25 protein-coding genes are annotated in these 26,431 nt (G+C 58.4%); 13 read left to right on the forward strand and 12 right to left on the reverse strand.

Annotated features, from left to right (window positions below; translation table 11 throughout):
* Position 1: 1 nt before the first annotated feature.
* Positions 2-319 (reverse strand): hypothetical protein, encoded by a 318-nt coding sequence (locus tag Q3Y64_RS16490; protein WP_303563486.1) that lies wholly within the window; start codon positions 317-319, stop codon positions 2-4.
* Between the two features lie 275 nt (positions 320-594).
* Entirely contained in the window at positions 595-1,083 is a 489-nt protein-coding gene (locus Q3Y64_RS16495) for a hypothetical protein (protein ID WP_303563488.1), read from the reverse strand.
* Between the two features lie 137 nt (positions 1,084-1,220).
* Here Q3Y64_RS16495 and Q3Y64_RS16500 point away from each other — a divergent pair, with 137 nt between their 5' ends.
* Positions 1,221-2,222 carry a hypothetical protein gene (locus tag Q3Y64_RS16500; RefSeq protein ID WP_303563490.1) on the forward strand — a complete coding sequence of 334 codons (1,002 nt, stop codon included), beginning with the start codon at positions 1,221-1,223 and terminating at the stop codon, positions 2,220-2,222.
* A 224-nt stretch (positions 2,223-2,446) separates the two neighbouring features.
* Positions 2,447-3,481 carry a hypothetical protein gene (locus Q3Y64_RS16505; protein ID WP_303563492.1) on the forward strand — a complete coding sequence of 345 codons (1,035 nt, stop codon included), beginning with the start codon at positions 2,447-2,449 and terminating at the stop codon, positions 3,479-3,481.
* A gap of 181 nt (positions 3,482-3,662) precedes the next feature.
* Here the strand turns inward: Q3Y64_RS16505 and Q3Y64_RS16510 are convergent, their stop codons facing one another.
* Positions 3,663-4,061, reverse strand: a complete 399-nt coding sequence (locus Q3Y64_RS16510) for a hypothetical protein (RefSeq protein WP_303563494.1) — start codon at positions 4,059-4,061, stop codon at positions 3,663-3,665.
* Positions 4,062-4,136: 75 nt separating this feature from the next.
* Positions 4,137-4,349 carry an AbrB/MazE/SpoVT family DNA-binding domain-containing protein gene (locus Q3Y64_RS19530; protein ID WP_368506662.1) on the reverse strand — a complete coding sequence of 71 codons (213 nt, stop codon included), beginning with the start codon at positions 4,347-4,349 and terminating at the stop codon, positions 4,137-4,139.
* A 158-nt stretch (positions 4,350-4,507) separates the two neighbouring features.
* Between Q3Y64_RS19530 and Q3Y64_RS16515 the strand changes: the two genes are divergently transcribed.
* Complete coding sequence (locus tag Q3Y64_RS16515; protein WP_303563496.1) at positions 4,508-4,741, forward strand: hypothetical protein; 234 nt, start codon at positions 4,508-4,510, stop codon at positions 4,739-4,741.
* Between the two features lie 65 nt (positions 4,742-4,806).
* Here the strand turns inward: Q3Y64_RS16515 and Q3Y64_RS16520 are convergent, their stop codons facing one another.
* The 4 genes from Q3Y64_RS16520 to Q3Y64_RS16535 all read right to left on the reverse strand — a co-directional run bounded on the left by Q3Y64_RS16520 (position 4,807) and on the right by Q3Y64_RS16535 (position 8,737).
* Positions 4,807-6,081 (reverse strand): phage/plasmid replication protein, II/X family, encoded by a 1,275-nt coding sequence (locus Q3Y64_RS16520; protein ID WP_303563498.1) that lies wholly within the window; start codon positions 6,079-6,081, stop codon positions 4,807-4,809.
* Positions 6,082-6,172: 91 nt separating this feature from the next.
* Complete coding sequence (locus Q3Y64_RS16525; protein ID WP_303563500.1) at positions 6,173-7,096, reverse strand: hypothetical protein; 924 nt, start codon at positions 7,094-7,096, stop codon at positions 6,173-6,175.
* 89 nt (positions 7,097-7,185) lie between these two features.
* On the reverse strand, positions 7,186-7,389 hold the full coding sequence (locus Q3Y64_RS16530; RefSeq protein ID WP_303563502.1) for an AlpA family transcriptional regulator: 204 nt from the start codon (positions 7,387-7,389) through the stop codon (positions 7,186-7,188).
* A 154-nt stretch (positions 7,390-7,543) separates the two neighbouring features.
* Positions 7,544-8,737, reverse strand: coding sequence for a hypothetical protein (locus Q3Y64_RS16535; protein ID WP_303563504.1), 1,194 nt, complete (start codon positions 8,735-8,737; stop codon positions 7,544-7,546).
* A gap of 344 nt (positions 8,738-9,081) precedes the next feature.
* Between Q3Y64_RS16535 and Q3Y64_RS16540 the strand changes: the two genes are divergently transcribed.
* From Q3Y64_RS16540 to trpD, 3 genes are read left to right on the forward strand one after another with little or no spacing between them, the layout of a single operon-like run.
* Positions 9,082-9,645, forward strand: coding sequence for an aminodeoxychorismate/anthranilate synthase component II (locus Q3Y64_RS16540; protein WP_303563506.1), 564 nt, complete (start codon positions 9,082-9,084; stop codon positions 9,643-9,645).
* Between the two features lie 47 nt (positions 9,646-9,692).
* Positions 9,693-10,895: a cation:proton antiporter gene (locus tag Q3Y64_RS16545; RefSeq protein ID WP_303563508.1), complete on the forward strand. Its 1,203-nt coding sequence runs from the start codon at positions 9,693-9,695 to the stop codon at positions 10,893-10,895.
* A gap of 13 nt (positions 10,896-10,908) precedes the next feature.
* Entirely contained in the window at positions 10,909-11,937 is a 1,029-nt protein-coding gene (trpD, locus tag Q3Y64_RS16550; RefSeq protein ID WP_303563510.1) for an anthranilate phosphoribosyltransferase, read from the forward strand.
* Positions 11,938-11,981: 44 nt separating this feature from the next.
* Here the strand turns inward: trpD and Q3Y64_RS16555 are convergent, their stop codons facing one another.
* Entirely contained in the window at positions 11,982-12,680 is a 699-nt protein-coding gene (locus Q3Y64_RS16555; RefSeq protein ID WP_303563512.1) for a hypothetical protein, read from the reverse strand.
* 109 nt (positions 12,681-12,789) lie between these two features.
* Between Q3Y64_RS16555 and trpC the strand changes: the two genes are divergently transcribed.
* Complete coding sequence (trpC, locus tag Q3Y64_RS16560) at positions 12,790-13,620, forward strand: indole-3-glycerol phosphate synthase TrpC (RefSeq protein WP_303563514.1); 831 nt, start codon at positions 12,790-12,792, stop codon at positions 13,618-13,620.
* 68 nt (positions 13,621-13,688) lie between these two features.
* On the opposite strand, the gene Q3Y64_RS16565 is transcribed toward trpC, so the two are convergent.
* Positions 13,689-14,318, reverse strand: coding sequence for a response regulator transcription factor (locus tag Q3Y64_RS16565; RefSeq protein ID WP_303563579.1), 630 nt, complete (start codon positions 14,316-14,318; stop codon positions 13,689-13,691).
* Positions 14,308-16,395 (reverse strand): PAS domain S-box protein, encoded by a 2,088-nt coding sequence (locus Q3Y64_RS16570; protein ID WP_303563515.1) that lies wholly within the window; start codon positions 16,393-16,395, stop codon positions 14,308-14,310. Before Q3Y64_RS16570 ends, Q3Y64_RS16565 begins: the two co-directional genes overlap by 11 nt.
* A gap of 452 nt (positions 16,396-16,847) precedes the next feature.
* Here Q3Y64_RS16570 and aceE point away from each other — a divergent pair, with 452 nt between their 5' ends.
* From aceE to Q3Y64_RS16590, 4 genes are all read left to right on the forward strand, one after another.
* Complete coding sequence (gene aceE, locus Q3Y64_RS16575) at positions 16,848-19,520, forward strand: pyruvate dehydrogenase (acetyl-transferring), homodimeric type (protein WP_101941597.1); 2,673 nt, start codon at positions 16,848-16,850, stop codon at positions 19,518-19,520.
* Positions 19,521-19,597: 77 nt separating this feature from the next.
* Entirely contained in the window at positions 19,598-21,220 is a 1,623-nt protein-coding gene (aceF, locus tag Q3Y64_RS16580; protein ID WP_303563516.1) for a dihydrolipoyllysine-residue acetyltransferase, read from the forward strand.
* A 15-nt stretch (positions 21,221-21,235) separates the two neighbouring features.
* Positions 21,236-23,014, forward strand: a complete 1,779-nt coding sequence (gene lpdA, locus Q3Y64_RS16585) for a dihydrolipoyl dehydrogenase (protein ID WP_101941595.1) — start codon at positions 21,236-21,238, stop codon at positions 23,012-23,014.
* A gap of 224 nt (positions 23,015-23,238) precedes the next feature.
* Positions 23,239-24,414, forward strand: coding sequence for an acetyl-CoA C-acetyltransferase (locus Q3Y64_RS16590; RefSeq protein WP_101941594.1), 1,176 nt, complete (start codon positions 23,239-23,241; stop codon positions 24,412-24,414).
* Positions 24,415-24,477: 63 nt separating this feature from the next.
* On the opposite strand, the gene Q3Y64_RS16595 is transcribed toward Q3Y64_RS16590, so the two are convergent.
* Complete coding sequence (locus tag Q3Y64_RS16595) at positions 24,478-24,894, reverse strand: YidB family protein (RefSeq protein WP_101941593.1); 417 nt, start codon at positions 24,892-24,894, stop codon at positions 24,478-24,480.
* Positions 24,895-24,971: 77 nt separating this feature from the next.
* Here Q3Y64_RS16595 and rpiA point away from each other — a divergent pair, with 77 nt between their 5' ends.
* Both rpiA and phoU read left to right on the forward strand, forming a co-directional pair.
* On the forward strand, positions 24,972-25,631 hold the full coding sequence (gene rpiA / locus Q3Y64_RS16600) for a ribose-5-phosphate isomerase RpiA (RefSeq protein WP_303563521.1): 660 nt from the start codon (positions 24,972-24,974) through the stop codon (positions 25,629-25,631).
* 61 nt (positions 25,632-25,692) lie between these two features.
* The gene (phoU, locus tag Q3Y64_RS16605; RefSeq protein WP_101941591.1) at positions 25,693-26,403 is read left to right on the forward strand and encodes a phosphate signaling complex protein PhoU; all 711 of its coding nucleotides are present in this window, start codon (positions 25,693-25,695) and stop codon (positions 26,401-26,403) included.
* Positions 26,404-26,431: the final 28 nt, after the last annotated feature.

Here is a 26,431-nt window from a genome sequence, read left to right on the forward strand (position 1 = left end):
GTCAGTACTCGTCCGGCCGCAACAAGGTTGTCACGCTTCTGTCGGCTTCCGTGATGATCCACAGCCGTTCGCCCGCGCATTCGTAAGAGGACAGGATGCGAAAGCCGTGCTTGATGGCAGCATTATTCGTTGCAGCATCCTCGCTGCACACGTCGCCCCAGTCGCCGTGTTGGTGACGGTGCAGAAAGGTGCGCGCCGATATACCGTGTTCTATCAGGTGCTCAATGACGGCTGGCGTGGCGACGACTTGGCCCAGTGAGAAAAGCGGTGCCGGTGACAAAGGGCGAGATACGGCAGGTTGAGATTGGTGTTGATCCATGATGGCTCCTGTGAAAGTGAGCCACCCGCGCAGCACAAAGCAAAACGCCAAGGGCTGGCCTTGGCGCGATGCGGGGGATTCCTGGGAATTGGTGCTGCGGGAGGGGTGGCGCAGTCACGAATGCGGCTGCGCTACCATCATGTCAGAGTGCGTATGGGCGGATCAAACACTCTTCAACTTTGGCTGGCCTGTGTTTGTGCGGCTGTTCTGATGGCGCGTTGAATCGCTGGCCTGCGTGTGTTTTCGCAGATTAAGTGGGACGAGGGGTTGGGCGTCTAGTCACGCATGTGCTCCATAACCTGAAGCAGTCTGAATACCGGGTTGCGAGCGTCATGAGTTGTCTTGGCGGCAAGTTTGCGTAATTCTTCGACGCGCCGTTTGTACTCACCATTGATGATGAGCTGTAGTTCTTCCAGCTTGGATAGGTGTTCCGTTATGTAGCCGACAGGCACGACCGGCGACCAGAACATGTACTCACACTCGAAGTTTTCAAGGAACTTTACCCCGTATCGCTTCTGGCGTTCGTGTTTCTTCGTGATTCGCTCAACAGTGGTTCGGTTGTCTTTGTATAGAACTCCGCGAATATGCGTAGTGACTTCGCAAAGGTAGGCGTGGTGGGTCTTTAGATTGAGGCCGATCACATCCATTTCTTCGAGACCTTCCAAGCCACCACCAGGTGGGCGGACGTTGTAATCGACTACGTCGCAGCCAAGAATGAGCTGCAAGTACGCGCCGACAATGTACTCGCCTACATCTGTTAGCATGCTTACTCCTCAGTGAGAAGGCGTGGGTTCGCAAAGCGACCCATTGAGAATGGTCCAGCTTGACAGGCCGGTGCTCCTGTAGTCGTTTTTGGTAGCAAGCCCAACCAACAAATCCAACCGCCACTGTACCTGCAATTATGAGTCTTTCCATCCGTTCAGGTTTTCCTAGGAATATTTTTGAACTCATGGGGAAGGATGAGAACAGCGCGACCTACGCGTTGGGATGGGTTCTCGAACGTAGCCCCCACTTTGCCTCCATGCTTGCTAGTGAAATAGCTGGCCGACCGGTTGACGTTTCTAATCTGCGTATCGCCCTTCAAAAGAGCGGCAATGATCGGGGCTACACCGACGTTGAGTTGAGATGCAGCAATCTGCTTCACGCCATCATCGAAGCTAAGCGAGGGTTCGAGCTTCCCAGTGCCGAGCAACTTTTGCGATATCGGCCACGCCTGAATGAGAGTGGTTTCGATGCCGTAGCTTTGGTTTCTATGTCGGCGATCCCGGAGGGCATCGCCTGCCTGAGATTGCCTCAGGCGATCAAGGGAGTTCCGGTCAAACATTTGTCTTGGGGCGTCGTCCGTGGCTTGGCCAAGGTGGCTAAGCGCAATGCCGTAGGGTTGGAGGAGAAACTCTGGTTGCGGGAGTTGATTGAACACTTTGAGGGGTACGCAGCAATGAACACGATTAGAGACAATATGGTCTTCGTGGTGTCGCTGGGCAGCGGCACCATGCGGGACGACTCGGATCGCACTTGGATCGACGTTGTCGAGCAAGACGGCAGCTATTTTCATCCTGTAGGTAACCATTGGCCCATTCAGCCGCCCAACTACATCGGGTTCCGCTACCGGGGGCAACTTCAGTCAGTGCATCACATTGAGGGCTTCGACATCGTCAGCGATGTATCGACTGTGAATCCGACTTGGTGCTCGACCAGCGTGGATCACTTTGTTTACAAGCTCGGCCCCGCAATGAAGCCGCCAAAGCATTTGGGGGCTGGTGGCTCTCATGATTCCGTCAAACGAAGTGCGCGAGTCTGGTGCGCGATCGACACGCTCTTGTCGGGGCAATTCGGGCAGCTCGGCGAAGCTCGCGATGAGACCAACCGCAGGATCAAAGCAGCCGAAGAGAGCGATATTTGAGAGCCCCTTTGATGTCGAGAATGTCAGATTCGGCTGGGCGCTCAACCTGCGGGATCTGATTATTCGCGAGCTTCCGTCTGTCCAACTTGATCATGGCACTGCTAGCATCCGCGCACTCAGAGCGGCAGCTCCTGCCCCAAGCGTCAAGTACTAAGAGCAAACGACCAAGGGGTTCGGTTCATGGCGATTCACAATCCTGTGTGATTTGAAAATGGAATTGAGACGTGAATGATCTGATAACTCAGTTGACCAAGGCAGAGCGGCTGCTTCTGGATACAACTCTTCGAAGCAATAATCCATTCGAGGGCCGCGATCATGCGTTGCGGCTACATGCCGATGTGTTGATGGCGCTTAATCAGGCAATCCCCAAAGAGACAGTTGAGAATGCTGTAGATTGGTATCCTGTGGAGTATCAACGACTGACCCTGTCGGCAGAAACTCTGCAAGCTATTGATCAGGCATTTGCGGGCGGTAGCGCATTCCGGAATGAGCCTGTAACTGCTGAGCACGTTCGTCAGGCACGGGAGTTTATGCAGCAGCACTATGAGTTTGATGCTTCTGCGGTAAAGGTGAATATTTCACAAGTACTCCAAACGGAAAGCGTCGAAGGTTTCTTTATGCCTTGCGGCATCTCCGACGGAGCTGTCTTTCTACCTTCTGAGTTCTGCTCGCCTGTCGAGCTGATTGTTCACGAGCTCGGACACGCGATGCACACGACAATTCGTCGGCAGCGGCAACCCACAGACTACCGATTCTGGATGAATCGGTTTCAGATCGAGTCTGAGATGTGCGCGTTTCACGCGCAATTCAGTTACCTTCTCAAGCATGGCAACCGAGTGCAGTTCTATGTGGCACTCGGAGCCTTGCTCACCAAGGTGTCAGAGCTTCTCTGCTTGCGGGCTTTGAGCGAGGAGATGTCTTTAGCGGATTTTAAGACATGGCTTCCAGTGCAGGCTTACCGCGACACGGGAGCATGGCAAGCGCTACTGGATATGTATGGGGGGATGAATCCAACACATCCAAACTCAGAGCAGAACACCGCCGTTGCGGTAAGAGAGTACCCCAAGGGCATGGGGTTGGCGCTCGCTTTGAAGTTGATCGATGAGCCAGAGGGGCTAGTTGCCTTTATGAAGGAGGACAGTGCAGCGATGCCGATCTTGTCTAAGCTCAACGAAGCGTTCCCACGTCACAATAATCTTGTCAGCCTTGATGACATCAACGACGTGATCCATCAAATCAGTGCCCGAATGCAGGCATAAAGTGGGGCGGCAACCACCGTCGCCCACAGTATTTTTGATCCGCGAATAGTTCTAGGTGCCGGCGGCTTCTGAGTCTCGTGGTGACACAGGCATGTGTAGCAGTCAGACTGTTCAGCGAACGTTCGGTTCTGGCCGATAGCCACGCTGATTCCAGTCGGTCTGTGAGAAAAAGCTCGCCGGATCAGCGCAGCAGCCGGGCTACGCGCTGAAACCACTTCTCGTTGCTTGCCTTCGGCAGCGGGGGCAGGAGCCGCATAACGGTGTGTTCGTGCCCGTCAGCGGTTTCCACCCACAGGCTGCGTACTCCTTCTCCAATTCTGTGCTCGCCAAGTGCGTACACGGATAAAACCATCCGCTTCTTGGGGGCGGCAGCCAGATTTATGGCGTGATCAGAGCTGTCCATGACATTGGCATCTGGCAGCAAGCGCTGATGCCAGGACAGCACCGACTCGACCTGCACGCCAAGTGCGCGGAGATGGTCCCGCACGTCTGACGCCACTTCGACCCTGCCCAGTTCAAAACAAATCGGGCGTCTTTTCGCCAACTCGTCCAACCGGTTGGCCACGTCTGTTTCGCTCATAACTACCTCCGCATGTGTATTGCCACGGTACAGAACGCCCGGTGGCCTGTCGTCAATTCTTCAACTTTGCGCGCCCTACCACTCATCACTGCTTTTCCGTGGCGCACGCGGGGCTGAAGCGCGGGCGAACGTTGGCGTCTTCCTCAGCTTGGCAGGGGTGATCTCGATGATTCCCGCGTCGGACACGCGGACGTTCAACTCGTCGCCAGCACGCACACCAGTTATCTCGGCAACGTGGCTCGGCAGACGAACACCGAGACTGTTCCCCCACACACAGAGTTTGGGCATAGGCACTCCTTCGTTTGATAGCCATTGCGACTCAACGAAATTGGTATGCCTACCTTGGCGCGAAAAGTCAGTTCGGCGGCTGTTTTGGTTCGGTCCTGTAAAGGCTGCAGGTACAGACACACGGTGTGTCCTGTACTCCCTTATAGGAGTAACAAATCATGAGCAACAGTCTTTGCCGTAGCATTCAATTTCGCCTTCGCACTCGTGGCTTCTACGTGTGTGATACCCGCGCAGTTCAATACGGTACGCAGTTTCGCCTTGGCGTTGGCCCGGTTGTCACGGTCTATACGACCGGCAAGGTGGTGGTGCAAGGGAAATTCAAGGAGTGGCATAAGAGCAAGCGAAACTACCTGATTAGCTTGCTTCCGAAGAACACCACCTGGATGGCGTAGTAGCAAAAGCAAGGAGCCTGAGTCGTGAGAGTCAGGCTCCTTGGGTTGCGCGAAAAGTTGCGCAGCTACGCAACTTTTTCCTGGCTGGCGATGAAGCGCTCGAACCGGTCAATCGTCTGATTGATGTCTTCGCCGTAGAACAGCGTCGGATCTGTCCGCACATCATCAGGAATCGGCACGAAGTTGGCGGGGGAGAGTGCCTCGGCCAGATCAATCAGCTCAAACACCGAGGGCGGTGCGCAGGCGATATCAATCGAGTGATTCTCCAGCAAATACTTGCGGTGCCCGGCCCGAGTTAGCTTGGACATGTGCATATCCAAGTCGTCTCCGTTTTGCCACAGCGCCAGCGTGCTCCGGTAGGGGCGCGGGATCTCGTTCAAGTCATGCGGTGAAAGGCGAGACTTCAACCGTTGATGCAGCCGAAGCCGTTCCATGACTTTCAGAACCATTTGCGCCAAGCGCTCCTTGGTGAACCAAGCTGGAGTCGGCAGCTCGCCGCCCAGCTCAGCCAGGCCCAAGAAGTATTTCTTGCGAAACACGAACTCGACCCGAACGTAATCGCGGGCAATCTGCTTGAGGCGGTCAGCGTTGGGGCTTTCCGACCAGCACGGTTTGCGCTTGCTCTCGTTCTCCTTGTACTTGTCGTAGAGCTTCATCGAGTTGCTCTGCGAGTGTGCGTCAAAACTCACCGTTTCGCGGGGGTAGACGTCAACCGGCAGGCCCAAAGCGAAAAGTGCAAAGCTGACGGCGTTGATGAAGTCCCCTGTGCTCATGCCCTTTGGCAACTGCATGAGCAGAGTGACATCGATCCGCTCGATGCGGATGTCGCCGCCCTGCGCAATTGCCAACTTGCGCTCCACCGGCACGACGAGAGGGTATTTGCTGTTGACCGCCCGAAGCATCGCGTAGCTGAGCATGCGCACGTCTGCTGAGCTGACTACGTTGTGCCCCTGCGCGTGTGCCGCATAGCTGCCTTCGATCTTAATCTCCGGGTAGGCGGTGCTGCCACGCTTCTTTATAAGGCCCTTGCGGATGCGCAGCGATTGCTTACCTGCGCCGTTGCGCATATCGGCCTTACCCCATGCGCTATCCGGGTCGAACTCAAATTCATTGTCGTCATCGTCTGACTGGTCGAGACGACCATAGCTATTCTTAAGCTTAGGATCTACGTGGCTCATGGCCAGTATGATGGTATCTACCATGACGCACTGAGCAACATGTTCTAACTGGTGCTGCTCATCCATATGAAAAACCATACTACTTACGGTATTACGTGACGTGCTCGTGACGAGTTTCGCGACTCCGCGCGTACTTGGCTTCGGCTTCTTTGAGTTGTTCATGATTGGCTCCTGATTGGCATCTGTTCTGGCTGGCGCAGGCGAAAGGTTGCGCAAAAAGTTGCGCAGGTGCGCAACGGTTGCGATCCCTGAGTTAGGCCTTTTTCCGCGGGTAAAGGCCCAGAATGCGGCCAATCGTGGATTTCTCCAGGCGAAACTTCCGAGCTACTGAGGCTAGTGATTGGGAGTTGGCGTACTCACTCATGATTTCTGCGTTTCTATCGGCTATCGAGTTACCGCACGGATCAACATGAAACATGAGGACGCTATCCTTGTGCCATGAACTCCACGCATGACTATGAACAAGTTGAGGGTCATAGTCTCGGAACAGGCGATGGTTAAGAACGAAACAAGTCTCTCCTTGAGCTTGCCCTGCTTTCGTCGCTGCAGCAGAAATTCGGGCATCCACCATCGGCAGATATGCATCAAGAGTTTTTTTGTCGATGTGCTTGCAGAGGTCGCGCATCATGACAACCGTTACTCCCATCTTGCGGATGTCCTCTATCATTTTCTGAAGTGAAAATGGTGTTGGGGCGTACTCATCGTTTGGAGACATGAGGTTTCCAGACATGTCGTCGTAGATAACGAGTTTGACTTTATGCTCTCGAATCAATGAATACCCTTCGCGGGTGAGTAGCCCCGGGTCTTCGCTGGAGTTGTGTTTGTCGCGCAAGGAAATGATTTTTAGATTTCTATTTGCGCATTGGATCGACTCGCGGTCTGTATTGCGAGCATGGATCATCGCCCATTGACGCATGGATGCTTCATGTTCCATTCTGGCGTCACAGTAGAGAACTGGGGCAGTTTCTCCTTTGCGCCAATAGGGGCCGAAGTCTTTTCCGGCGGCGACCGAATACCCAAGGCCTTTGCCGAAGATTAGATGGTCAGGATTGACTACGCAGTAATCAATAAGACCTCCGTTATTTCGACCTAAGCGCTCGAAATACGGTGCATTATCATCCGAGTGGTTGGGAGTGATTTCTGAGATTGATTTCTCGATATCTGTAATGATCTTCATGGTGTCCTCAAGTAAGTGATTTGGCTTTGAAATCAACAAGCCTTTGCGTGCAGCCGAAGAAGGCTCGTCGCTTGTGCAGTGGCTTATTTCTAATTTCGTTGCTCGAACTTGAGTGCGATCCACTCAAGAACCGTCTTGCGGAGCCAAAGTGAGGTACGCCCGATCTTTACAGGTTTAGGGAACTCGCCCTTTTTGATGAGTTCGTAGAACTTGGTGTTGCGAAGGTTTGTTAGCTGCAATACTTGTGGGCGGCGTAGCGCTTCAGATTGCAAGTCCGTATTTGTTTGTGCCATGGTGCTTTTCCTGTCTTCGTCAGATTGTGTGATTCAGCGCTGAGCCCGGATCATGACGAAGGTCTGCGGATTACGCCCTGGCGGTAGCTGGCATGTTTTTGAGCGTGTGCGAGTGAGAAAAAGAGTGCGCTTAGGTGCCTTGATTAGGCTTTGGTTATGTGATAGCGGGGCCTCTGGCGAGGGCGGTATAGTCGCCGGCGATGAGGTTTTGAGCCCTTTCGATACTCTTTGCGACCCGCAAAGGAAGATTGGCTTCCCATTCAAGTTGCTCTGGTGTCTTGGCTGCGTGCAACTTGTGCTGGATCTTGAGGATGCCGTCAGCGATCTGGGGCGCTGTTAGGCCTTGTTGGTTGAGCAGCCAGCAAGTGATGTGGCGTTTGTAGGTAAAGCCGTCTGTAACAATATTTCCGGCCATTTTTTCAAACTGCCTCTCGGCCCTGAAAGAGCAAGAACTGAATTCCTGCTTTAGATAGGCTGCGATTTTCTTAATCTGCTCTGTTGGTGCGATGGTGGCGTCAATCTCGATTGAGACTTGTTTCCGTAAGAGAATGGATTCTCGGTTCTCGTCTATCAGGATTTTGTTTCGTTCGACGGACCTTGTGACGGGGTTGTCGTGATTCGGTGACGGCTTGTCGTGGCCGTGAGTTTGGATTGCTTCGAGATGTGTTCTGGCTCCTTTGGCTGTCAGTGTTTTTTTGTAATTACTGGCAATCTTGCAGGCGATCTCGATTTGCGAATCTATCGGGCCGTTAAGATCGATCTCGATCCATAGGTCACGGCTCAAGGTGGGGTATTGGCGAGAGGCTGCGCTGTTTGAGCGGTTATTCTTGTTTTTGCATTTTGTCGTGACGCTTGCCAATTCAGGATTAAGGCAGGCAAGGGAAAATATGCCGGCTTTGAACCCCGCGCACGGGTCGCTTATACGCATTATTTTTGAGGGGAAAAACCAGGAGTCTGTTTTTGCGCTAAGTCCAGGTAAATCGGTTTTGCCTGGGTCTAGCCAGGCACTAAGACCGAATTTGGTTCGGCAAGGCAGTAGGTGCTCAGCTTGTGACTCAGTCAGGCTGTGAATTATTGAGTTTTGGGTTGCTGTGTGGCGGTTGTGGTCGTGCAAGTTTTTAAGCTCTGACGGGGTAAGAAAGCGCGGGTCTGAGCGCGCTAGTTCGTACGCGAGCTTGTAGTCGGCGTTGTGCCGAAGGAACTGCCATGCCCAGTCGTCATTCTTGAGCATTTTTTCTCTTTTTCCCGTTAGTGCAAAAGGGGCATCATCTGCTGCGATCTCAAAACCGTGAAGCTTCAGGATGTTTTGCATTTCTTCGGCCGATAGCAGTTCGGTTTGGGGGTTCATGGTTGGAGTGCCTTGACTGGGTAGCGCCATGTGTTTGATACTGAGCACATGAAAAGATATCGCATCCAGCAATCTGCTTGTGAGTGCTCGCGCTACATGTGTGGTTGGCGTGGCTTGAACATGCCTATGCTTGCTTGAGGATGGTCATTTGATCCTCGCGATATGCAAAGGCCGCAGCTAAAAACTGCGGCCTTTTTGTTTTGTTCGGGCGCTTTAAGCCAGTTGTTTGGTTCTCTGGATGCTGTGGTTGGTCCGTTTTCAGCGATCAAGGAACAGTATATGGTGCAGTATATATTTGCTTGATTTGTGGCTATGTCTAGCTGCAGCAAAGGATTGGTGCGAGTATGCTTTTGATGATCGATAACTACGACAGTTTCACTTACAACATCGTGCAGTACCTCGGCGAACTGGGTGCCGATGTGCGCGTGTATCGCAACGATGAAATCACCCTGGAGCAGATCGAGGCCCTGAAGCCCGAGCGCCTCGTGGTTTCGCCCGGCCCCTGCTCGCCGGCGGAGGCGGGCATCTCGGTGGCGGCGATCAAGCACTTTGCCGGCAAGCTGCCGATTCTTGGCGTGTGCCTTGGCCACCAGAGCATTGGCGCGGCCTTTGGCGGCAAGATCGTGCATGCCAAGCAACTGATGCATGGCAAGACCTCGCCGATCCAGCATGCCGACGTGGGCATCTTCAAGGGCCTGCCGAATCCCTTCATCGCCACGCGTTACCACTCGCTGGCGATTGAGCGCGAGAGCTGCCCGGACTGCCTGGAGATCACTGCCTGGACCGAGGATGGCGAGATCATGGGCGTGCGCCACAAGACGCTGCAGATTGAAGGTGTGCAGTTCCACCCCGAGTCGATCATGACCGAGGGCGGCCACAAGCTGCTGCAGAACTTTCTGGACATGTGATGGTTTGAAGCCGCGTAAGCGGCTTCTTCATTCTGGCGGGAGGCAAGATGGATCAGGCCTGGGTGTTGGTGGCAATCAGTGCGGTGGTGCTGGTGGCCTATCTGTTCGATTTCGTCGGCCGTTTCATCAAGGTGCCGGCCGTGGTGCTGCTGCTGTTCTCGGGCCTGGCCCTGCGCGCGGGCACAGACGGGCTGGGCTGGCAGATGGCGCTGCCCGGCGATCTGCTGCCGGTGCTGGGCACTTTCGGCCTGATCCTGATCGTGCTGGAAGGCGCGCTGGATCTGCGTCTCACCCGTGAGGCCGCGCCGCTGATCGCACGCAGTGCCGTGTGCGCCACGCTGGGGGTGCTGATCACCGGTGGCATCATTACCTTCGGCCTGATCAACTGGCTCGATGCCTCGCTGCACGCCGCGCTGGTCAGTGCCGTGCCGCTGGCCGTGATCAGCTCGGCGGTGGCGATCCCCGCCGCTGCGGCCTTGTCGCCGCGCTTGCGTGAGTTCGTCGTCTACGAAAGCTCCATTTCGGACATCGTCGGCGTGGTGCTGTTCTATGGCCTGCTGAGCGAGTTCGCCGGCGTGGGCCAGATGCTGACCCGGCTGACCGGTGAAATCACGCTCTCGGCCTTGGTCGGGCTGGCGGTCGGGCTGGCCGTGTTCTGGCTGATCCAGCGTATCGAGCATCATGTGCGCATGCTGCCGATGATTTTCGGCATCACCCTGCTGTATGGATTGGGCAAGATCACCCATCTCGCGCCGCTGGTGATGGTGCTGCTGGTGGGGCTGGTGCTCAACAACAGCCAGCTGCTGGGCAGGCGCTTTGCCGCTGGCCCCAGTTACGAGCAGGATCTGGATTCCTTCAAGCACCTCACGGCCGAGTTTACCTTCGCGGTGCGCAGCTTCTTCTTCGTGCTGCTCGGTTACTCCACGCAGATCGTCGATCTGCTGACCATCGAAGCCTGGTCGATGGCTGCGTTGGTGCTGGCCTGCAGCCTGATTCCGCGTTGGGCGCTGCTGCGCTTTGTGGCGCGTGAGAGCACCGAGCCGCTGCTGTGGTTCGCCCCGCGTGGTCTGATCACCGTGCTGCTGTTTCTCGGCATTCCGGCCCAGCTGGCGATTCCCGGCTTTCCGCGCGGCAGCCTGATGCTGGTGATTCTGGTCTGCGCGCTGCTTCTCACCCTGGGCGTGATGCGTAATGCTCGCATCAGGCCTCCGCTAGAATCGGCGACCCCGGTCGTCTCTGAAAACCTTTGAGTACGGAGCTCCCATGAGTCCTCAAGAAGCCCTGCAACGCGTAATCGAACATCGCGAAATCTTTCATGACGAGATGGTCGATCTGATGCGTCAGATCATGTCCGGGCAGGTTTCGCCGGTGCTGATCGCCGCCATCATTACCGGCCTGCGCGTGAAGAAGGAGTCGATCGGCGAGATTGCGGCGTCCGCCACTGTGATGCGCGAGCTGGCCACCAAGGTGCCGGTGAAGAGCGACAAGCAGACCCTGGTCGACACCTGCGGCACGGGCGGCGATGGGGCGCATACCTTCAATATTTCCACGTCGGCGATGTTCGTGGCGGCTGCTGCTGGCGCGCGCGTGGCCAAGCACGGCGGCCGCTCGGTGTCCTCGCAGTCCGGCTCGGCCGATGTGCTCGAAGCACTGGGGGCGAATCTGAGCCTCACGCCGGAACAGGTGGGTGCCTGTATCGACGAGGTGGGTCTGGGCTTCATGTTCGCCCCGAATCACCACAGCGCCATGAAGCACGCCGCCCCGGTGCGGCGCGAGCTGGGCGTGCGCACCATCTTTAATATTCTTGGCCCCCTGACCAACCCGGCCGGCGCCGCGAATCAGGTGATGGGCGTGTTTCACCCGGATCTGGTCGGCATCCAGGTGCGCGTGCTGCAGCAGCTCGGCGCGCGCAACGTGCTGATCGTGCACGGAATGGAGGGGCTGGACGAGATCTCCATTTCGGCGCCGACCCTGATTGGTGAGCTGAGAAATGGCGAGGTGCGGGAATACCGCCTGACGCCGGAAGATGTCGGCCTGCCGCTGCATGCCTCGTCGGCGATCCGTGCGGCCAACGTGGAGGAGTCGAAGGCCATCCTGCTCGGCGCTCTGAATGGCAGCCTGCCGGCTGCGCGCGACATTGTGGCCTTCAATGCCGGTGCCAGCCTGTATGTGGCGGGCGTGGCCGAGTCGCTGGCTGACGGCGTGGAGCGCGCGCTGGCAGTGATCGGCAATGGTGCTGCTACGCGCAAGCTGGGTGAATTCATCGAGCGCTCGCGCAGCTTCGGCGCCTGATCCTGCGCAGCGGCAGGCTTCGGCTTGCCGCTGTCAGTGCGGGCTTACTTGGCGGGCGTTTTGCTCGTTTTCTTGCTGGCAGAGCTGGTGGATTTGCTGGCCGTGGTCTTTTTGCCGGCACTGGATTTCTTGCTGCTTTTCTTGGCGGCGCTCTTTTTCTTTTCGGCCTGCAGCCGGGCCAGTTCATTGCCTTGCGGACAGCCGCTGAGCTCGCGGGCATTCCAGCCGATGCTGTCGTCGTTCTTTTCGAGCAGGGCGCGCAGGCCGGCGATCAGGGTCGGGCTGCCGAGGCCCAGCGCGTCCGGTTGAGTGAATTCGATGTCGTGAATCACCCAGTGGCGCTTGTGCATCCTGAGCTGAAGAGTGGCTTCGCGATGAATGCCGTCCTCGAAGGCAAAGCCGGCCCCCAGCGTTGCACGCTCGCCCTTGATCGAAGCCTTGCCAAGATTGAAAGCATTCGGGAGGGCGGGGGCTCCGGAATACAGATCTCCCTGTTCAAAGGGTGCTGTTTCGGTCGGATGCGTCTTGCTGAAGGCTTCGCTGTAGCGGCGGGCGGCGCCCAGCAGACAGACCAGCTCTGGCCCCAGGTTGCCGGAGTAATTCGCCAGCTCAAGCCCGCCCGGCGCTCCGAGACTGCCTGTTCCAACGCGGGCGGAATAAAAGGCGCTTGCCGCTTCTTCCGGCGAGGCGCCCGCCAGCGCTGGCAGGCTCAGACAGAGAAGGATCAGGGGCAGGAAGCGCATGCGGTCTCCGGGGCGGGGAAGCGGGATTGTACGCGCAGCAGGCTCCGGTCGGCTTGCTTTGCGGCTACCATACGACCCTGTAACCCCCGACGAGTTCCAGTGCCTTTCCATGTCAGACATCCTCCAGAAAATCCTTGCGACCAAGCGTGAAGAAATCGAAGCGGCCGAGCGCGAATGCTCGCGTGAAGCGATTGTCGAGGAGGCGCGCGATGGCGTGCCGGTGCGTGATTTTGTCGGTGCGATCCGCGCGAAGATTGCCGCCGGCCAGGCTGGCGTGATTGCGGAGGTCAAGAAGGCCAGCCCTTCCAAGGGCGTGATCCGGGCGGATTTCCGCCCTGCCGAGATCGCGGCCTCGTATGAAAAGGGTGGCGCGGCCTGCCTGTCGGTGCTGACTGACCGCCAGTATTTCCAGGGCTCGCCTGAATTCCTGCAAGCCGCACGCGAAGCCTGCTCCCTGCCGGTGCTGCGCAAAGATTTCATCATCGACCCCTATCAGGTCTTTGAAGCCCGTGCGATGGGTGCAGACGCCATTCTGCTGATCGTGGCCGCCTTCCTGCCGCCGGACGGCACGGTGAATGCGAGCACAGGCCGCGCGGCCGTGAGCCATATGCTGGAGCTGGAGCAACTGGCCCACGATCTGGGCATGGCCGTGCTGGTCGAGGTGCACAGTGCCGAAGAGCTGGACCTGGCGCTGCTGCTCACCACGCCGCTGCTGGGCATCAATAACCGCAACCTGCGCACTTTCGAAGTGACGCTGGATATCACCTTGTCGCAACTGGAGCGTATCCCGGCGGGTCGCATCGTGGTGACCGAGAGCGGCATCTTTACACAGCAGGATGTGGCGACCATGCGCAATCGCGGCGTTCACGCCTTCCTGGTGGGCGAAGCCTTCATGCGCGCTGAGGATCCGGGTAGCGAGCTGGCGCGCCTGTTCGCCTGAAGCGGCTCGCGCCAGACAGTAAAAAGCCCGATCCGTGGATCGGGCTTTTTGTTTGTGGCGAGCTTCGCTTAATCGTTCTTGTGGGCCGACATGACATGCTGCACCAGTTCGGCCAGTGAGTTCACGCCCATCTTCTCCATCACACGGGCACGGTGCACTTCCACCGTCTTGATGCTGATGCCCAGATCGTCGGCGATCTGCTTGTTCAGACGGCCTGCCACGATCAGCTCCAGCACTTCGCGCTCACGCGGGGTTAGGCCTTCGATCCGGCGCTGGGCGTCGGCTTCCTGCAGGCGGCTGTCGTGATGCTTGCGGTCTTCGGCCAGCGCGGTATGGATCAGCTTGACCATGTCCTGATCGTTGAAGGGCTTCTCGATGAAGTCGACCGCGCCCTTCTTCAAGGCCGAGACGGCCATCGGTACATCGCCGTGGCCGGTGATGAAGATGATCGGCAGGGTGGAATGCATGGCGGCGAGCTTTTCCTGCAGCTCCAGCCCGTTCATGCCGGGCATGCGGATATCCAGCACCAGGCAGCCGTTCAGGCGCGGGCTCCAGGCGGCGAGGAAGGCTTCGGCCGAATCGAAGGCCTGGGCCTTGAGGCCGGTAGAGTCCAGCAGCCAGAGGAGGGAATCGCGCAGGGCTTCGTCATCATCAACGATGTAAACCAGCTGTTCGACGACGGGGACATTAGGTGTCATGGTGTGATTCAAGCGATTTCTCCAGTGCCAGCGTGAAGCGGAAGATACTCCCGCCAGTGGGGTTGGCGTCAACCCAGAGGCGACCCTTATGGAACTCGATGATCGAGCGGCAGATGTTCAGACCCATGCCCATGCCATCCTGTTTGGTGGTGAAGAAGGGTGAGAACAGTTCGTCCAGTGAGGCGGTGCTGATGCCGCAGCCGCGATCTGCCACCGAAACTTCGATGTAATCGTCGCTGTGGCGGGCCTCGATGTGGATGACGCGCTCGTCCAGCGGGATGCCCTGCATGGCCTCGGCGGCATTCTTGATCAGGTTCATCAGTACCTGCTCGATCATGATGCGGTCGGCCAGTACATCCGGCAAATCATCGGGCAGAGAGGTCAGGATGCGGGTGCCCAGCCGGCGTGCTTCGATTTCGGCGATCCCCAGTGCCTCTTCGGTGACCTGGCGGATACTGATCAGACTGCGGCGCGGTTCGCTCTTGCGCACGAAATCACGGATGCGGCGCACGATATTGCCGGCGCGGTTGGCCTGGGTGCTGGCCTTTTCCATCGCACCGAGAATATCTTCGATCTGGAACTGACCGCTCTTCAGGCGGTTCACGCAACCTGAGCTGTAGTTGGCGATGGCCGAGAGCGGCTGGTTCAGCTCGTGGGCCAGGGTGGAGGCCATCTCGCCCATGGTGATCAGGCGTGAAGTGCGCGCCAGGCGTTGCTCCTGCTCGCGGGTCAGTTCTTCTGCGCGCTTGAGGGCCGTGATGTCGGTCGCGACACCCAGGCGCACGATGCGTCCGTCCACCCAGCGTAGCGCGCGTTCGCGCAGGTGGAACCACTGACCGGTAAAAGGATGCTGTAACTCGCCATCGAAAAGCTCGCGCGGTACATCCGCGGCGCCCAGCTTGCGCGGGTCACCCGGGTAATCGCCGAGCTCAGGCTGGGGAACAACCAGCAGGCAGCTTTCGCCAACCCGGGTGTGCTGGGCATCGAAGGCACGGTTGGTGTAAAGCAGCTCTCCGCTGCCCGCTTCCGAGACATAGACTGCGGCGTCCAGCCCGTCGAGCACGGTTGTGATGCGTTCGTTGGCGGCCTGCAGTTCGGTGCGGGCACGCTTTTGCTCGGTGATGTCGGTCATGGCTGTCATCCAGCCGGTCTGCTCGCCCTGATTGTCGACCAGAGGCGAGAGATGCAGGCGAACGTCTACCCGCGCGCCATTGCGGCGCCTGATCACCAGCTCCAGGCCTTCCCGCGAGGCCTGCCCTTGCATGCACTGACGCAGACGCTGGCGGTTCTGCTCGCGGTCTTCTTCTGGCCAGAACACATATGGAGGAGCCTGCCCGGCGAGCTCTTCGGCGCTCCAGCCGACCAGTTCGGCAAAGGCGCGATTGACATGCAAGATCCTGCCATCCGGCGCCACGGCCTGCATGCCGGTGAGTACCGAGTTTTCCATCGCTTGGCGAAAGGATGAGTCGGCGCGTAGCAGTTCTTCGCTGGCCTTGCGTTCAGTGATGTCGTGAGCCACAACATAAATGCGGGCTTCGTCTAGCGCCGGGTTGGCGCTCCAGGAAAGCCAGCGCCAACTGCCGTCACCACAGCGGCAGCGCAGCTCGAAGTTGACTGGCCTGCCTGCGGCAAGCTCTTGCAATCGGGAGGTGGCCAGTTGGGTGTCTTCAGGATGAGCGATGTCAAGCAGGCTCATGCCTTCAGTCAGGGTTTCGGGCTTGAGGCCGAGGATATTCAGAACCGCCGGGTTGATGCGCTCGAAGCGACCACTGAGTCCGAGCACGCCCAGGATGTCCAGTGAGAGACTGAAGAACAGATCGCGCTCTTCGGCGATCTGGCCAGCACGCTGGTTCTGTTTGCTGGCGAGCACCAATCCCCAGCCGGCAACCGCGATCAGCGCCACGATGATGGCCAGGCTCAGGCGCATGCGGTCTGAGGCCAGTGCATTGCTGTCCTGCGGCAGGGCGGCGAACCACACCAAGCCCAGCACGATGGCGAGGATCAGCACCGACAGCAGTGAAGACTGCGGGGCAGGAGGAGGCGGGGCCAGGTTTTCGGAGTTGTCGCGGCTTTCCATTCCGCTTACTACCTCGCAGACGAGATAGTCATTATGGCCTACCTGCTGGGCTGTTGATGCCCGGAATAGGCGCTGGACTATCGGGTATGGAGGTTTTCTGTGAAGTACTGGAGCGTGGATGACAAATCAATACTTGTGCGCTGCAACATAATGATTATTCAAAGTTTTTTATGGGTCGGAAATCAAATTTGATGGGGCTTTGACGTTGCGCGGGGCAGGTGCTTCTTTTATATTGCCCGCTCGAAGAATCCTGTGGGTGCTACCCTGCGGGCCGCTTTCGAGTCTGTACCTTGCGGCTGGCGTAATCCGGGCGCTTTGATCTGACCCTCTTCGTGCGTGACGCAAGTTTGTGTCCACGGTAGTGGTGAATGGGCAGGCATCAGACAAGTATAAAAGCCCGGGTCTCTCCCGCCCGGGCTGATCCATGAAACCCAGGTTAGGAGAGACAGATTATGGCAGTAGTGCCGCACGTCCTTCTGCAATCCGATGCGGATCAGCAGGAGACCATGGAATGGCTGGAAGCCCTTGATGCAGTTGTTGCGAAGGAAGGTCCGGAGCGTGCGCGCTACCTGATCGAGCGCTTGATCGAAGATCTGCGCAATTCCGGCGTCGTCTTGCCCTACAGCGCCAATACGCTGTATCAGAACACCATTCCCACTGCTGACCAGCCGAACTACCCGGGTGATCCCGAGATCGAATTGCGTATCCAGGCTTATCTGCGCTGGAATGCCATTGCCATGGTTGTGCGTGCTAACAAGCATACCAACGTTGGTGGTCACATCGCTTCGTATGCCTCCTCTGCAACGCTCTACGACGTTGGCTTCAACTGGTTCTGGAAGGCGCCGACCGATGACAAGGAAGGCGATCTGATCTACTTCCAGGGGCACTCGATCCCTGGTGTCTATGCACGCGCCTTCCTGCTCGGTCGCCTGACCGAAGAGCAGCTCGACAACTTCCGTCAGGAAGCTGGCGGCAAGGGCCTGTCGTCCTACCCGCACCCCTGGCTGATGCCTGATTTTTGGCAATTCCCGACCGTGTCGATGGGCCTTGGCCCGCTGCAGGCCATCTACCAGGCCCGCTTCATGAAGTACCTGCAGGATCGCGGCATCCAGAACAACGAAGGCCGCAAGGTGTGGGCTTTCCTCGGCGACGGCGAAATGGACGAAGTCGAGTCCCGCGGTGCGCTGGGGCTGGCTTCGCGCGAGAAGCTGGACAACCTGATCTTCGTGATCAACTGTAACCTGCAGCGCTTGGATGGCCCGGTGCGCGGCAACGGCAAGATCGTCCAGGAACTCGAATCCGAATTCCGCGGTGCTGGCTGGAACGTGGTCAAGCTGATGTGGGGCTCCAACTGGGATGCTCTGTTCGAGCGTGACAAGAAGGGTTTGCTCAAGCAGCGCATGCTCGAAGTGGTCGATGGCGAATACCAGACCTACAAGTCGAAGAACGGTGCCTGGGTGCGCGAGCATTTCTTCAATACGCCGGAGCTCAAGGAGCTCGTGGCCGACTGGACTGATGACGACATCTGGAAGCTCAATCGCGGCGGCCATGACATGTTCAAGGTCTTTGCAGCCTACAAGGCCGCGGTTGATACCAAGGGTCAGCCGACGCTGATCCTTGCGCACACCGTCAAGGGCTTCGGCATGGGCGAATCGGGTGAAGCTCAGAACACCAGTCACCAGCAGAAGAAGATGTCGCTGGATTCGTTGCGCGCGTTCCGCGATCGTTTCCATATTCCGGTTTCCGACGACCAGCTCGAGTCGATGCCCTTCATCAAGTTTGAAGAAGGCTCGCCCGAACTGAACTACATGCGCGCCCGTCGCCAGGAGCTTGGCGGTTACCTGCCGGCTCGTCGCCGTAAGGCCGCTGCGCTGGATGTGCCTGCGCTGACAGCCTTTGATGCTCAGCTCAAGGCGTCCGGCGAAGGTCGTGAAATCTCCACGACCATGGCCATCGTGCGCATGTTCAACACCATCCTCAAGGACAAGAACATCGGCAAGAACGTGGTGCCGATCGTCGTTGATGAGTCGCGCACCTTCGGTATGGAAGGCATGTTCCGCCAGTACGGCATCTGGAACCAGGAAGGCCAGAAATACATTCCTCAGGATCATGACCAGCTCATGTTCTACAAGGAGACCAAGGACGGTCAGGTGATGCAGGACGGCATCAACGAAGCCGGCGCCATGGCGGACTGGATTGCTTCGGCTACCGCCTATTCGGCGCATGGCGTGCAGATGATCCCGTTCTACATCTTCTATTCGATGTTCGGTCTGCAGCGCACCATGGACCTGTGCTGGGCCGCTGGCGACTCGCGCGCCCGTGGTTTCCTGATCGGTGGTACCGCTGGCCGCACTACGTTGAACGGTGAAGGCCTGCAGCACGAAGATGGTCACAGCCACGTGCTGGCGCACACCATCCCGAACTGCGTGAGCTACGACCCGACCTTCGCTTACGAAGTCGCGGTGATCTTCCAGGACGGCCTGCGCCGCATGTTTGCCGAGCAGGAAGACGTGTACTACTACCTGACGGTGATGAACGAGAACTACGAGCATCCGGCTATGCCGGAAGGCGCGGAGGCCGACATCATCAAGGGTCTGTACAAGTTCCGCGATGGCGCCAAGAGCAAGGGCGCACGTGTGCAGCTGATGGGCTGCGGCACGATCTTCCGCGAAGTGATTGCTGCGGCTGATCTGCTCAAGGCCGACTGGGGTGTCGAGGCTGACATTTGGGGCGCACCGAGCTTCAATGAGCTGGCCCGTGACGGTCAGGACGTTGCGCGCTGGAACATGCTCCACCCGCTGGATGAGAAGCGCGTTTCGCACGTCGAAGCCAAGCTCAAAGGCTCTGTTGGCCCGATGATTGTGGCCACTGACTACATCCGTCTGTATGCCGAGCAGATCCGTCCCTATGTGCCGAACAAGTACGTGGTGCTGGGGACCGACGGCTTCGGTCGTTCGGATACCCGCGAGGCCTTGCGCGACCATTTCGAAGTGGATCGTCGCTGGGTCGCCGTGGCTGCCCTCTCGGCACTGGCAGAAGAAGGCAAGGTCGAACGCGCCAAGGTGGCTGAAGCGATTGCCAAGTACGGCATTGACGTCAACAAGCCGAACCCGCTGTTTGCCTGATGAATCAGTGAAGGGCGATTTTTGAGGAGTGGGGGAGCCCCCACTTTTCTTACTTCGCTCTTCCCACGGAGAAAACAATGAGCCAACTCATCGAAGTGAAAGTGCCGGACATCGGCGACTTCAAGGATGTTCCCGTCATCGAGGTGTCGGTCAAGGTCGGCGACACGGTCAAGATTGATGACCCCTTGCTGACCCTTGAATCCGACAAGGCCACCATGGAAGTGCCGTCCTCGGCTGCCGGTGTGGTCAAGGAAGTGCGCGTCAAGGTGGGCGAACGTGTCGGCGAAGGCGCCGTCGTTGTCGTGCTGGAGGCTGCGGGCGCTGCTGCTGCGCCGGCGGCTGCACCAGCGCCGGTTGCTGCTGCGCCCGTGCCCGCCGCGGCTCCGGTGGTGGCTGCCCCGGCTGCGACCGGCCGCATCGAACTGAAGGTGCCGGACATCGGCGACTTCAAGGATGTGCCGGTGATCGAGCTGTTCATCAAGGTCGGTGACACGATCGTTGTGGACGCTCCGGTCGCCACGCTGGAGTCTGACAAGGCCACCATGGAAGTGCCGAGCTCGGCAGCCGGTGTGGTCAAGGAGGTGCTGGTCAAGGTGGGCGAGCGCGTCGCTGAAGGTGCCGTGCTGGCCATTCTTGAAGGCGCTGCTGCTACGGCCGTGCCTGCTGCCGCTCCGGCTCCGGCCGCCGTGCCCGCAGCCGCCCCGGCTGCTGCGCCTGCCGCAACACCGACTGCAGTGGCTGCCCCGGTGGCTGCTGCCGCGACGGCATCTGCTGGTATGTCCCATGCCAGTCCCGGCGTGCGTCGTTTTGCGCGCGAGCTGGGCGTTGATATCACCAAGGTTGCCGCAACCGGCCCGAAGGGTCGCATCCTCAAGGATGACATCCAGAACTTCGTCAAGGGCGTGATCGCTCAGGTTGCCTCTGGCGCCGTGAGCGCAGCGCCCGCTGCAGGGGCTGGTGTGGGTGGCCTCAATCTGCTGGCCTGGCCGAAGGTTGATTTCAGCAAGTTCGGCGGCATCGAAACGCAGCCGCTGTCCCGCATCAAGAAAATTTCCGGTGCCAACCTGCATCGCAATTGGGTGGTTATCCCGCACGTCACCAACCATGACGACGCGGACATCACCGAGCTGGAAGCCTTCCGCGTGCAGATGAACAAGGAGCTGGAGAAGTCCGGCACCAAGCTCACCATGCTGGCCTTCATGATCAAGGCGGCCGTGGCTGCACTGAAGAAGTTCCCTGAGTTCAATGCCTCGCTCGATGGCGATAACCTGGTGCTGAAGAAATACTTCCACATCGGTTTCGCTGCTGACACCCCGAATGGCTTGGTGGTTCCGGTTATCAAGGATGCAGACAAGAAGGGTGTGATCGAGATCGCCAAGGAAATGGGCGATCTGGCCAAGCTCGCACGGGATGGCAAGCTCAAGCCGGATCAGATGCAGGGCGGCTGTTTCTCCATCAGCTCGCTGGGCGGCATTGGCGGTGTGTACTTCACGCCGATCATCAATGCGCCGGAAGTGGCCATCATGGGCGTCTGCAAGTCGCAGATCCGCCCGGTGTGGGACGGCAAGCAGTTCGCGCCGCGTCTGATGCTGCCGCTGTCGCTGTCTTGGGATCACCGCGTGATCGACGGCGCCGCCGCCGCTCGCTTCAACGCCTACTTCGCCGGCGTGCTGCAAGATTTCCGCCGTGTGCTGCTCTGAGGCGAGGACTGAACGATGAGCCAATTGATTGAAGTGAAAGTCCCCGATATCGGGGATTTCAAGGACATTCCCATCATCGAGCTGTTCGTCAAGCCGGGTGATACCGTCAGCGCTGAAGACAGCCTTGCTACGCTGGAGTCTGACAAGGCCACGCTTGACGTGCCCTCGCCGGCTGCCGGTGTGGTGAAGTCGATATCGGTGAAGGTCGGTGACCGCGTGTCTGAAGGCAGTGTGCTGCTGATGCTGGACGCGATCTCCGGCGGTGCAGCGGTAGAAGCGCCGAAGCCTGCTGCAGCTGCGCCCGCTCCGGCGGCCGCCTCGGCGGCTCCGGTGGCGGCTGGCAGTTTCGCCGGCAAGGCGGACATCGAGTGTGAAATGCTCGTGCTCGGCGCTGGCCCCGGCGGCTACTCGGCGGCTTTCCGGTCGGCGGACCTGGGCATGCAGACCGTGCTGGTCGAGCGTTATGCCACGCTCGGCGGCGTGTGTTTGAACGTGGGTTGCATCCCATCCAAGGCACTGCTGCATGTGGCTAATGTGATCGACGAGGCGTCACATTTTGCCGATGTGGGCGTTGCCTTCGATGCACCCAAGATCGATATCGATCGCTTGCGCGCGCACAAGGAAAAGGTCATCAGCAAGATGGCAACTGGCCTGACTGGCATGGCCAAGGCCCGCAAGGTCGAGGTTGTGCGCGGCTACGGCAATTTCATCGACGCCAATCACGTTGAAGTCAGCGTGACAGCTGGCGAAGGCCAGGACGCGACAGGCGAGAAGAAGATCATCCGCTTCCAGAAGTGCATCATCGCTGCCGGCTCCTCGGTGGTGAAGCTGCCTTTCATCCCGGAAGACCCCCGCATCATCGACTCCACCGGCGCGCTCGAACTGCGTTCGGTGCCCAAGCGCATGCTGGTCATCGGCGGCGGCATCATCGGTCTGGAAATGGCCACCGTATACTCCACCTTAGGCGCACGCATCGACGTTGTCGAAATGGGCGACGGCCTGATGCCGGGTGCCGACCGTGATCTCGTGAAAGTTTGGGAAAAGCGCAATCTGCACCGCTTCGACAAGATCATGCTCAAAACCCGCACGGTGGGCGTCACCTGCCGTCCGGATGGTGTGTTGGTCAAGTTTGATGGTGATCAGGCTCCGGCTGACGAGCAGAAGTACGACATGGTGCTGGTCGCGGTGGGTCGCAGCCCGAACGGCAAGAAGATCTCGGCCGAGAAGGCCGGCGTGCTCGTGACCGATCGTGGCTTTATCCAGGTCGACAAGCAGCAGCGCACCAATGTGCCGCATATCTTCGCGATTGGCGACATCGTCGGCCAGCCGATGCTTGCACACAAGGGCGTGCATGAGGCGCATGTGGCGGCGGAAGTGGCTTCGGGTCTGAAGTCCTATTTCGATGCCTCAGTCATTCCGGGCGTGGCCTACACCGAACCGGAGGTGGCTTGGGTGGGCGTGACCGAGACAGAAGCCAAGGCTACCGGCCGCAAGATCGGCGTGGGCAAGTTCCCGTGGGCCGCTTCAGGCCGTGCGGTAGCGAATGGCTGCGACTATGGCTTCACCAAGCTGATTTTCGATGAGGAAACCCACCGCATCATTGGTGGTGGTATCGTTGGACCGAATGCTGGTGACATGATTGGTGAGATCACCTTGGCGATCGAAATGGGTTGCGATCCGGTGGATATCGGCAAAACCATCCACCCGCACCCGACGCTGGGCGAATCTATCGGCATGGCCGCAGAAGTGTTTGAGGGCGCATGTACCGATCTGCCTCCCCAGAAAAAGAAGTGAGCACTTTCACGGTGCAGTGACAAAAGGGGCTGTCTTCGGACAGCCCTTTTTTTTGCCCGCACGGACAGCCTGCGTGTTCGAAGGGGTAGGCGTTTCGGAGCGGTAATACTGAAGTCTTAATATTTCGCGGAACCCGGCGGGAGACAAAAGGCGCGCTTCTTGCTGAACAGGATTCGTTTGCCGGCAGCGGATGGGCCGCTCGCCCCTATCTTCAGGAGAGATAAATGACCAACGTAGTGATCGTGGCAGCGGTGCGTACGGCCGTAGGCAAATTCGGTGGCTCTCTGGCCAAGGTGCCGGCGGCTGAACTCGGTGCGACAGTGATTCGCGGCTTGTTGGCAAAGACGGGCGTGAAGCCGGAGCAGATCAGCGAGGTGATTCTTGGTCAGGTACTGACTGCCGGTCTGGGACAGAATCCGGCGCGTCAATCCGTGATTCGCGCTGGCTTGCCGGAAACCGTGCCCGCAATGACCATCAATAAGGTTTGCGGCTCGGGCCTGAAGGCCGTAATGCTTGCAGCGCAAGCCATCCAGTGTGGCGATGCCGAGATTGTGATTGCCGGGGGGCAGGAAAACATGTCGGCCAGTCCGCATGTGCTCAATGGTTCCCGCGATGGCTTCCGCATGGGCGATGCCAAGCTGGTCGACACCATGATCAACGATGGTCTGTGGGATGCCTATAACAACTATCACATGGGGATCACAGCCGAGAATCTGGCCAAGAAATACGAGATCAGCCGCGAGGCTCAGGACGCCTTCTCCAATGCCTCGCAAAATAAGGCTGAGGCAGCTCAGAAAGCAGGCCGATTCAAGGACGAAATCGTGCCGGTCGTGATCAGTTCAAAGAAGGGTGACGTCGTGGTGGATAGCGACGAATTCATTAAGTCTGGCTGCACGGTAGATCAGCTGGCTGCACTCAAGCCCGCATTTGACAAGGCCGGCACGGTGACTGCAGGTAATGCTTCAGGCATTAACGATGGCGCTGCGGCAGTGATGGTGATGAGCGAGGCGAAAGCCAAGGAACTGGGTTTGCCGGTGCTGGCGAAGATCAAGTCGTTCGCTTCGGCGGCCGTAGATCCGGCCATCATGGGTATCGGCCCTGCACCGGCTTCGCGCCTGGCTCTGCAGAAGGCTGGCTGGACGCATGAAGAGCTGGAGCTGATAGAGGGCAATGAGGCATTTGCCGCACAGGCACTTTCGGTGAACAAGGAGCTTGGCTGGGATGTTTCGAAAGTGAACGTCAACGGAGGGGCGATTGCCATCGGTCACCCGATTGGCGCTTCGGGCTGCCGCATCCTGGTGACGCTGCTGCACGAAATGCAACGTCGTAACGCCAAGAAGGGGTTGGCGACCTTGTGCATCGGCGGTGGCATGGGGGTGGCGCTGACGGTTGAGCGCTGAACAAGTCTCCGCAAAAAGAAAAGCGGGCGACTGACCCGCTTTTCTTTTTGCGCCATGGCTGATTCAGTTCTGCTGTTTCAGCCCGCCGAGCAGAGCTCCAAGTCCCTGGCTGAGCAAGTCGTTGGCGCCTGCCGTGCTGCCGTTGGGCGTGAGTTGGTCGATCAGTTGTGGCAGCACGCTGGCGAGATCTCCTGCCAGCTGGTTAGTGTTCAGTCCGGTATTGCCGGCCAGTTGTTCGAGGGTGTCTGCCCCCAGTGCATTGCTGATCTGGTCGCTATCTACCGGCAGATTCTGGCCAGTACCCACCCACGAGTCGGCCTGCGTGCCGAGACCGCCAGACTGGAGTTTTGCCAGCAAACCTTCGATCCCTCCCTGGCTCTGGATCAGTTGGGTCGCAATGTCTACAAGTGGATTGCTGCCTTGCTTGGCGTCGCTCAGAGAGCCGAGCACCTGGCCGGCGAGTTGATCAAGAAGTCCCATGTTCTCTCCGTCGTGGATTCTGGTTTCGGGGCGCGTCAACTACAATGCGCGGAACTTGAATTGTTGCAGGTGATTCCATGACCCAAGATGAATTGAAGAAAGCTGTAGCGCTCGCTGCCCTTGAGTACGTGCCAGAAGGCGAAGTGATTGGCGTGGGTACTGGCTCGACCGCGAACTTCTTCATTGATGGTCTTGCCGGCATGCGTGCGCGCATTAAGGGGGCGGTGGCAAGCTCCGAGGCCAGTGCTGCACGCCTTGCGGCGCATGGCATTCCGCTCTTCGATCTGAATGAGGTCGAGAGTCTGTCCGTCTATGTCGACGGTGCAGACGAGATCGATGCTTCTTTTGCCATGATCAAGGGTGGCGGTGCAGCGCTGACGCGCGAAAAGATCGTGGCGGCCGTCGCAAAGAAATTCGTGTGCATTGCCGATGCGTCCAAGAAGGTTCCGGTGCTGGGCAAGTTTCCCCTGCCTGTCGAAGTCATTCCTCTAGCGCGGGCTCAGGTGACGCGTGCTTTGGCCGCACTGGGCGGGCGGCCGGTCTGGCGCGAAGGCGTCATTACCGACAACGGGAATGTCATCATCGATGTGCATGGTCTGGCGATCGAACAGCCCGTGGAATTCGAAGCACGGATCAATCAGATCGTGGGAGTCGTGACCAATGGCCTGTTTGCGCAGCGCCCAGCCGACGTGCTGCTACTGGGCACGCCGCAAGGCGTCGAGACTTTTTCGCGCTGAAACATTACTGTCATCAAAGCGCGGGACAATCGATAGTTGATCCGCGCAGCAAAGGGCTGACATGACTGAACATACCGTTAAGCAATACGACGAAGAACTCGATGGCATCCGCACCCGGGTCCTCCAGATGGGGGGCTATGTGGAGCAGCAGGTGGTGCAGGCCATGGAATGCCTGATCGAAGGGGATCTGGGCTTGGCCGACCGCGTGATCGAAAATGACCAGCGCGTGAACGTCCAGCAGGTCGAACTCGACGAAGCCTGTACCCAAATCATTGCGCGCCGCCAGCCGGCCGCCAACGATCTGCGTACGATCATGACCGTGTCACGTGCGGTGACGGATCTGGAGCGCGTGGGTGATGAAGCCAAGAAAATTGCCAAGGTGGCGCGCACGCTGATGCAGTCTGATCTGGGAGGACCGCCGCGCGTGCAGATGAAACATCTGGGCCAACTGGCCGTGCAGCAACTGCGCAAGGCACTGGATGGTCTGGCTCGTCTGGATCTGGATGCTTCGGCTGAAGTGGTGAAGGATGACCACGAACTGGACGCCGAATTCAAGGCAGTGATGCGCCAGCTGATCACTTACATGATGGAAGATCCGCGCACCATTTCGCGCGGCATTGACGTGGTGTTTGCCGCCAAGGCGCTGGAGCGCATCGGCGACCATGCCAAGAATATTGCCGAGCACACCATCTTCCTGGTGCATGGCCGCGATGTGCGCCACATCGGGGTGAGTGAAGTGCTCAAGGAAGTGGGCTATCGCCCGAGCGTTTGACGCGACGCCTATAAACGAGAAGGGGCTG

This window comes from Uliginosibacterium sp. 31-12, assembly GCF_030548425.1.
GTDB classification, from domain to species: Bacteria; Pseudomonadota; Gammaproteobacteria; order Burkholderiales; family Rhodocyclaceae; genus Uliginosibacterium; species Uliginosibacterium aquaticum.

Coding starts and splice junctions, on each gene's coding strand:
- Q3Y64_RS16490 (WP_303563486.1), bottom strand. CDS start 319: ATGGATCAACACCAATCTCAACCTGCCGTATCTCGCCCTTTGTCACCG.
- Q3Y64_RS16495 (WP_303563488.1), bottom strand. CDS start 1,083: ATGCTAACAGATGTAGGCGAGTACATTGTCGGCGCGTACTTGCAGCTC.
- Q3Y64_RS16500 (WP_303563490.1), top strand. CDS start 1,221: ATGAGTCTTTCCATCCGTTCAGGTTTTCCTAGGAATATTTTTGAACTC.
- Q3Y64_RS16510 (WP_303563494.1), bottom strand. CDS start 4,061: ATGAGCGAAACAGACGTGGCCAACCGGTTGGACGAGTTGGCGAAAAGA.
- Q3Y64_RS19530 (WP_368506662.1), bottom strand. CDS start 4,349: ATGCCCAAACTCTGTGTGTGGGGGAACAGTCTCGGTGTTCGTCTGCCG.
- Q3Y64_RS16515 (WP_303563496.1), top strand. CDS start 4,508: ATGAGCAACAGTCTTTGCCGTAGCATTCAATTTCGCCTTCGCACTCGT.
- Q3Y64_RS16520 (WP_303563498.1), bottom strand. CDS start 6,081: ATGAACAACTCAAAGAAGCCGAAGCCAAGTACGCGCGGAGTCGCGAAA.
- Q3Y64_RS16525 (WP_303563500.1), bottom strand. CDS start 7,096: ATGAAGATCATTACAGATATCGAGAAATCAATCTCAGAAATCACTCCC.
- Q3Y64_RS16530 (WP_303563502.1), bottom strand. CDS start 7,389: ATGGCACAAACAAATACGGACTTGCAATCTGAAGCGCTACGCCGCCCA.
- Q3Y64_RS16535 (WP_303563504.1), bottom strand. CDS start 8,737: ATGAACCCCCAAACCGAACTGCTATCGGCCGAAGAAATGCAAAACATC.
- Q3Y64_RS16540 (WP_303563506.1), top strand. CDS start 9,082: ATGCTTTTGATGATCGATAACTACGACAGTTTCACTTACAACATCGTG.
- Q3Y64_RS16545 (WP_303563508.1), top strand. CDS start 9,693: ATGGATCAGGCCTGGGTGTTGGTGGCAATCAGTGCGGTGGTGCTGGTG.
- trpD (WP_303563510.1), top strand. CDS start 10,909: ATGAGTCCTCAAGAAGCCCTGCAACGCGTAATCGAACATCGCGAAATC.
- Q3Y64_RS16555 (WP_303563512.1), bottom strand. CDS start 12,680: ATGCGCTTCCTGCCCCTGATCCTTCTCTGTCTGAGCCTGCCAGCGCTG.
- trpC (WP_303563514.1), top strand. CDS start 12,790: ATGTCAGACATCCTCCAGAAAATCCTTGCGACCAAGCGTGAAGAAATC.
- Q3Y64_RS16565 (WP_303563579.1), bottom strand. CDS start 14,318: ATGACACCTAATGTCCCCGTCGTCGAACAGCTGGTTTACATCGTTGAT.
- Q3Y64_RS16570 (WP_303563515.1), bottom strand. CDS start 16,395: ATGGAAAGCCGCGACAACTCCGAAAACCTGGCCCCGCCTCCTCCTGCC.
- aceE (WP_101941597.1), top strand. CDS start 16,848: ATGGCAGTAGTGCCGCACGTCCTTCTGCAATCCGATGCGGATCAGCAG.
- aceF (WP_303563516.1), top strand. CDS start 19,598: ATGAGCCAACTCATCGAAGTGAAAGTGCCGGACATCGGCGACTTCAAG.
- lpdA (WP_101941595.1), top strand. CDS start 21,236: ATGAGCCAATTGATTGAAGTGAAAGTCCCCGATATCGGGGATTTCAAG.
- Q3Y64_RS16590 (WP_101941594.1), top strand. CDS start 23,239: ATGACCAACGTAGTGATCGTGGCAGCGGTGCGTACGGCCGTAGGCAAA.
- Q3Y64_RS16595 (WP_101941593.1), bottom strand. CDS start 24,894: ATGGGACTTCTTGATCAACTCGCCGGCCAGGTGCTCGGCTCTCTGAGC.
- rpiA (WP_303563521.1), top strand. CDS start 24,972: ATGACCCAAGATGAATTGAAGAAAGCTGTAGCGCTCGCTGCCCTTGAG.
- phoU (WP_101941591.1), top strand. CDS start 25,693: ATGACTGAACATACCGTTAAGCAATACGACGAAGAACTCGATGGCATC.